Origin of the sequence: Collinsella sp. AF37-9, assembly GCF_003475115.1 — a bacterium.
GTDB lineage: Bacteria > Actinomycetota > Coriobacteriia > Coriobacteriales > Coriobacteriaceae > Collinsella.
In genome coordinates, this window is sequence record NZ_QROQ01000046.1 from 1 (window position 1) to 6,764 (window position 6,764).

Annotated in this window: 5 protein-coding genes; 1 reads left to right on the forward strand and 4 read right to left on the reverse strand. The window is 59.1% G+C overall.

The annotated features are described in order from the left end of the window. Positions 1-118: 118 nt before the first annotated feature. Both DW024_RS09635 and DW024_RS10120 read right to left on the reverse strand, forming a co-directional pair. Positions 119-1,318 (reverse strand): relaxase/mobilization nuclease domain-containing protein, encoded by a 1,200-nt coding sequence (locus DW024_RS09635; protein ID WP_158572195.1) that lies wholly within the window; start codon positions 1,316-1,318, stop codon positions 119-121. Further along, positions 1,305-1,802 carry a hypothetical protein gene (locus tag DW024_RS10120; RefSeq protein ID WP_158572196.1) on the reverse strand — a complete coding sequence of 166 codons (498 nt, stop codon included), beginning with the start codon at positions 1,800-1,802 and terminating at the stop codon, positions 1,305-1,307. The genes DW024_RS09635 and DW024_RS10120 overlap by 14 nt, the downstream gene beginning before the upstream one ends. Here DW024_RS10120 and DW024_RS09645 point away from each other — a divergent pair. After that, entirely contained in the window at positions 1,783-2,181 is a 399-nt protein-coding gene (locus tag DW024_RS09645) for a hypothetical protein (protein WP_118377591.1), read from the forward strand. The two genes, DW024_RS10120 and DW024_RS09645, sit on opposite strands and share 20 nt — an antisense overlap. Positions 2,182-2,573: 392 nt before the next feature. Here DW024_RS09645 and DW024_RS09650 read toward each other — a convergent pair whose 3' ends face one another. Together DW024_RS09650 and DW024_RS09655 are read right to left on the reverse strand one after the other, a co-directional pair. Further along, positions 2,574-3,224, reverse strand: coding sequence for a hypothetical protein (locus DW024_RS09650; protein WP_233541374.1), 651 nt, complete (start codon positions 3,222-3,224; stop codon positions 2,574-2,576). Between the two features lie 65 nt (positions 3,225-3,289). Beyond that, positions 3,290-6,640, reverse strand: coding sequence for a CAP domain-containing protein (locus DW024_RS09655; protein WP_118377592.1), 3,351 nt, complete (start codon positions 6,638-6,640; stop codon positions 3,290-3,292). Positions 6,641-6,764: the final 124 nt, after the last annotated feature.

Here is a 6,764-nt window from a genome sequence, read left to right on the forward strand (position 1 = left end):
AACGGCCTATTTGCTCAGTGTGTTCGGCTGAGATCGGAAATCAACCCCGAATTGCGAGCATGAAAGAATCGGCACTGGATGGCAGCGCGCTAGGGCACCGACGATAGGCTTTCCAAAACTAGCGAGGCGTGTCTCCGCGCGAGTAGTCAGCGCGGTCGACGACGCGGTCGTCCAGCTGCCTCGACACAGCACCGCCGCCGTGCGCCTGGCCGGCGGCGCGAACGCGGTCGTCGCCGGCATCGGGAACGGCGCCGGCATAACGGTTGCGAATCTCCCTTGCGTAACCGCGCCGGGCAAGAAGCTCATCGCGAACCGCCGGATCTTCAAGCAGATCGTCGTCGCACTTCGGTACGATAAATTTGGGGAATGAATTGTAGGCGACGCCCTTGCTCGCCTTCGCCTGTTCGACCCACGCCGAATACGCTTTCTTGAGTCGTTGGATGTAAATCTCACAGCGTTTCTCGTACGGTAACGATCGCTCGGCTTCCAGCACGTTCTTTTCGAACGCCGCTTCAAGTTGTTTGGCTGCGAAACGTCCGTCGAGTCGAGTCAGGTTGAAAGTGCACTTCGGATTGCCGGCCTCTTTGATATCGAGATCTGTCGCATAGACTCGATTATTCTTGATGAAAATGTCTACGCCCCATGAGGCAAGTATCTTTTTGAACTGATTCATATTCTTCGGATGACCTTCATCGATTGCAATATGGATCAGCTCGCGCAGATTGTTTTTATAACTGTACTCACCCCGCTCAACGATTTTCTTTTCTGTGTCGCGCGGCTGACGATCTCGAATCTTCGAATTCTTCTTTCCCTTTTCAAGTTGAGTAAGATTCCAGTTCTTATCGAGTTCACGGACCCACGCGGCACGTTCGAATTTTCCGTGACGCCCGCCCGTCTCGCAACGCTTACCCGTCAAAAGATCCGTGCGGTTAATCGCCATATGAACCGCGTAGCGTTTTCCCGCCTTATCGCTTTCCTCATGCAACGCGACAATCACTTGTTGATGCGGATAGTGTTTCGCAAGCCATTGCTCCGCGTAGGCCATACACGCATCGGGGGTCATCTTGCCTCCGTTGCAGCTGCACTCCTCGGGCAGAAACGCGAGAACCTGATGAAGCATCGTTATGTTCTTCGCGCCGGCACGCGCGGGCCTGTCGTGATGGAACATCTTCCGCGTCATAGCCATTTCGGAAAACCAGTGCTTTCCGTTCGCGAGGTTCCAGCCGCCGCGGGCCAAAGCGTACTTTCCGTTAATGTACTTGCGCACGTTCTTCGCATAGCGCTCGGACGAAACACCTTTCTGCTTAACGACGGTCATTTTGATCACCGCCGACGAAATAGCGCTGTTCGAGTTCTTCGATAAAGAGAGTGACTTTGCGGGCGTTCTGGTAAACCTTTTCAAGCGTTCGGAAAACTGCCTTCTCGTTGTAGGCCGGAAGACCTTGCGCATTCACGAAGTACATCAGCTGGTTGAGGTTCGTCCCCTCGCGATACAGCTCGTGATAGATTTTTGCGACCTGGCTCATATCGAAATCGATCTTCTCGATTTTCCCGGCAAGCATCACGCGGCGGGCATACGCACTGACGGTCGCACCAAGTACATCCGCTCGTCTGCGGATCGCTTCGTGCTCCCCATCGGTGACCTTAACGTAAATGGCCTTCGAACGCGTTTCATGCAAATCGCCTGAAACGGGTTGCAGCTTTTTACTGCGGCCACCGTCATCATTTTTAGAAATGACTAGATCATCGAGTGATTCACTCCGATGACTCAAGGCATAGCGAATGAGTTCGGCTTTCGTCATGCCTGCCTTGTCCGCCAAAGCGGAAAACGTTTCGTATTCTTCAGAAGTGAGTGTCGCCTTAACGGTGTGTGGACGCTTGCAACTCATCATGCCCCCAGGAAAGCAGAGCGAATCGGTGAGGCCACCGATTCAAAACCAATATGAGATTGCTTTCCTTTTTTGGGAGCGACTGACGTCGCGCCGATTTTTTGAAGTGACGCCGTCACTTCCCTTAGAAATGAAGGCGAATTTCATTTCTAACTTTATCGCCGTGGAAGGCGATAATCAAGATGTGTTGGCAGATAAAGGGGGCGAGTATGGCCCCATTTATCTAGCCCAACACCAATCTTGCAATCACCGGAACGGCGATTGGGCGGAGCGTAGCGTAGACACGAAATGAGAGGCCTCGTTTCGAGCGAAAGGCTTCGCGGTGTCGTAGTGTCAGCGAAGACCGTGAGCGGAAGCGAATTTTTAACGCGAAGGATGCTGAGTGTTAGAGATTCGCTGTAGCGAGAGCGGAGCGGTAATGCGAATGCGAGGGATGCCGAGTGTTTGCATTACCGCGCAGCGGACTCCGGGCGAGGGCTGGAGCAAGTTGATGGAAGACCTTACCGATTTGCGGAAGGTTTTGCCCGAAGCATCCGGCACCGCCGGATTCTTTTGGAACGGCCTCTCGTTTGATTGCTTTCCTATCGTTTGCTCCTAGACTGGGCGTCTAAAAAAGGCGGCCGAACCGGCCGCCCACAAATAAATAAACATTTACCAAATGTAAGAGGAGAGGAACGATGTACATTACTCCCAGTGACCGGCGACGTCGACAACCCAATGTTGTCCCGTAGCCTGCTGTTCATAATGTCCTTGGTCCTCAGAGGTGGTATACGAATCATTGATTGCAGAACCGCCGTTAGGATGCTGCGCATCGCCAAAAGTAGCGTGAGCGTGAGCGTCCATTTCGGCTGCAGATCCAAATGCTGCGTGGCATGCACTGCAGATCCAACGTTCATGGCGCGTATAAACCACATTCGGCACCCAGACCTGGCTGTAATCTGTCTCCCAGTGGCCCTGCTCGGCAACCCACTTCTTCTGGCTGCCGCCGTTGGAAGAGGAATTGTTGCTGCCGGAACTCTGCGAATTGCCGGAATTCTGCTTGGACTGGGAGGAATCGCCCTTGTTGTCCGACTTCGAGGAATCGGAAGACTTGTTATCCTCCTTCTTGGAGTCATCGGACTTCTGGTCCTTGTCGTCGGATTCTTTCTTCTCCTCGGTCTTGGATCCAGAGGTTTGCGTCGCCTTTTCTTCGCTTGGCTTCTTTTTGTCTTTATTCTTTACCGCTGTGGCGGCCCTTTCCGTAGAGCCGCTTCCTTGCTTTGCAACGCTGGCACATCCAAGTTGAGGTGCCGAAAGGCACACCAGAAGCGCAACGATAATAGCCTTTGTTCTCACACCGATCTCCCTGCCCATGAAACCGGGCGTTGGACACCAGCCGATATCCAACGCCCGGCTCGCTTCTACATCTGCTCGCGGCGCTTCTTCCGATCGAGAAAGACGCCGGTCGCCACGAGGACGGTGCCGCCGATGACGAACGTCTCCCCGATGAGGCCCGCGCGGTCGCCGGTCTGGGCGAGGCTACCGGACTGGGCGGTCTCCGTGCCGGCGAGATGCTTCGGGCTGTATGCCACCTGTTGCTTTGCGGCCTCCTCTGCCTCCTGTCGTGCGATCTCATCGGAAAGCTCCTGCTCCGCCGCGATGTGGTCGGACTTCGCCTGCTCGTAGGCGGCGAGCGCCGCATCATAGCCGGGCTTGAGCCCGTCCACCACAGCCTGCTTCTCGTCCAGGATGACTTTGGCGGGCGCGACCTTGGCACGTGCCTCGACTGCTGCGGCGAAAAGCGCGTTGAGGGCGTCATCCGCGTTCGCGTCATGGCCGGAAGCGATCGCCGCGCCGGCATCGATGGAGTTCAGCCTCGCCAGCTTGGCGTCTTCCTGCGCCTTTGCCTGTTCGGCGGCAGAGACCAGGGACTCGGCGGCGATGGTGTCCGCCTTCGCGGCATCGAGCGCGGCCTTGGTGTCATTGACGGCCTTTACTGCATCCTGCTCGCGCTGCTGTGCCTCTGCGAGCTTCGCGGCAAGACCGGTGAGGATGTCGAGGTTCGACTGTGCGTCCTCGAGATCGGTCTGGGAGCCGGTGAGCTTGTCGGCGGCAACGCCGGTGTCGGCCTTTGCGGCATCGACGGCACGCTGGGCATCCGCGAGGGCGCTCGCGGTGGTATCCGCCTTTTGCTTGGCGGCTGCGATGACCGCCGCCTTCTCGGCCTGGTCGGCTACCGCCGCGTCGTGGGCGCTCTTTGCGGTATCGACCGCCTTCTTGGCGTCGGCGACGTCCTGGAAGAACTTCGCGAGGTCGGCGTTCGCATCCATGACGTCCTGCTGCTTGGATACGGTGTCCGCCTTGGCGGAGTCCAGCTTGGACTGTGCGGCCGTTACGGCCGCGTTGGCGGCATCAAAGGCGACCTGCTTCTGCTGGACGGTCGACTTTGCCGTATCGACTGCCGCGTTGGCGGCATCGAGGTCCGATTTCGCCGCATCAAGCTCGGTCTGGGCATCCATGACGCCCTGCTGCTTGGCGGCGATATCAGCCTTGGTGGCATCGACGGCACGCTGGGCATCGGCAACGCCCTGCTTCGCGGCATCGACACCTGCCTGTGCGGAATCCACCGCGACCTGCTTCTGCTGGACGGTTGCGGCGGCGCCGGCGGCTGCCTGCTTCTTGGATGCGAGATCGGCCTTGGCTACGTCGAGTGCGCTCTTGGCGTTCTTGAGGCCGTCGATGTAGGAGGTCAGCTTCTGCTCGTACTCGTCGACGGACATGGGGTTCATGTTCCAACCGGAGCCTGTCCAACCCAGGTTTGCGGTATCGAAGCTGTCGGTCTGCCAGCCGTTCATGGTTCCCTTGCTGCAGACTGCCATACCCATATAGCCGATTTCAGGGCTGATGACATGCAGGTAGTGACCGACGGTTGCGGGATATCCGGCAACCTTAAAATGCTGGTTGACATAGGATTCAATCCCGCTATGCGACTTGTAGAAATCTACGGCATCCTTACCGATTAGCCCGGTGACGCCATAGAGCTCCTTTACCGCCTGATCGAAGAAAGCCTTTTCTTGGTCCACCCACTGCGGTTTCGGATCGGTTCCATAGTTCCATGCGAGGTTTTCGCTCGTATCAAACTGCATGGAATGCCCAAACTTGATATCGGAATAGTTCGCGTTGGCAATCGCCGCCGCAATGAGCTTGTACGTGACCTGGAGCTCAGAGAGACCGACGGACTTGCGATACTCGTTGATGGACTTCATGTACGGGATTGCCGCGAGCATGTTGTCGAGACTGGTCGCGTCGAGGCTGTTTCCCACCTCGGTGTAGTCCTTGTATGTGCAGTTCTGGATGATCTCGATGGCTGAATCGGCACCCATGGCACGGAAGAAGCCGATGGCTCCCTGCTTGAGCTGCGCGTCGGCGGAATCGAGTTTCGCCTGTGCCTCGTCGACCTTCTGCTGCGCGGCGGTCACGGCGGCGTCTGCGGTATCCTTTGCGGCCTTGGCGTTCGCGAGCTCTACGTCGGCGGCTGCCTTGGCGGACTCGGCGTCCTTGACAGCCTGCTTCGCTGCATCCAGCTTGGCGACGGCGTCGACGTTCGCCTGCTTGGCCGCATCGAGGTCTGCGTTCGCGGCATCGAGTGCGGACTGGGCGGCGTTCACGCCGGATTCGGCATCGGCCGCGGCCTGCTGCTTTGCGGAGAGGGACGCCTGGGCATCATTCAGCTCGGTCTGCGCCGTTGCCGCAGCGGACTGCGCCTGCTCGAGCTCGGACCCGCACTGGGACTGTGCCGTTTGCGCGGCAGCGAGGGCTGCCTCTGCGTCCGCGACCTTCTGTTTCGCCGCATCGTACTCCGGACCGCTGGCGCCTGCCTCCGCTGCGGCGAGGTCGGCTTTCGCCTTCTCGTAGGCGGCGCTGGCGGCTGCGGCCTTCGCATCCGCCGCGTCCTTGTTCTGCTGGGCTGCAGCGAGGACAGAATCGGCGGAATCCTTTGCAGACTGGGCCGCAACCAGCTTGGACTGGGCATCGGCAAGCGTCGCGTTGGCGTTGGCGAGGTCGGCCTGTGCCCTGTCCACGGCATCCTGGGCGTCGCGCACGGCCTGCTCGGCGGCACTGATTGCCTCCGGGGTGGCGCCTACGGCATCGGCCTTGGCTTTATCGAGGGCGTCCTTGGCATCCTGGGCCGCCTTGAGGGCGGACTGGTACGCTTCGTCCTTCTCGGATGCATCCGCCTTGGCGTCTGCGAGACCCGCCTTCGCCTGCTCGAGGTCCTTGCCGGCGGCATCGGCGGCGTCCTTGCCCTCCGCGACCTGACGGGCGTACTCGTCCATTGCCGCTCGGTCGGCTGCCGTGCCGGCGCTGACTGCCGAATCGTAGGATGCCTTGGCCTGGTCGCGGGCGGAAGCCGCCTCGTTGTAGGGACCGGCGGCCTCATCGTAGGATGCCTTGGCGGCGTCCTCCTTCGCCTTCGCCTCGTCGACCGCCTTCTGCAGGTCCGCGATGGTCTGTGCGGCGGATTTCGCGCCGGTACCGGATGCCGCGCCGGCATGGGCGGCGATCGGCGACATCACGGCGGGGTGCTGCGTGGTCCCGTCACCGGTCTGGGCGAATGCCGCGAACGGTGAGATGAGGCTCGACCCGGTCATGGCGGCCATGGTCGCCGCGGTGACGGTCAGACGCGCGATCCCCTTCGGAGTGTGAATCTTTTTGCTTGGCAGTGCGGCGAAGTGATCGCCACCGGCAGCGAAATGCTTTCCCTGAGTCATTGCTATTCCATTCCCTTTCCATGCCATGTCCGACTGGGCATCAGAGCGCTTTCCAATAGAGACAATTATGCGCCTTAAGGTACCGTCAAGATTCTTTCGCAAATTGATCGAGGCGGCCTCGGCC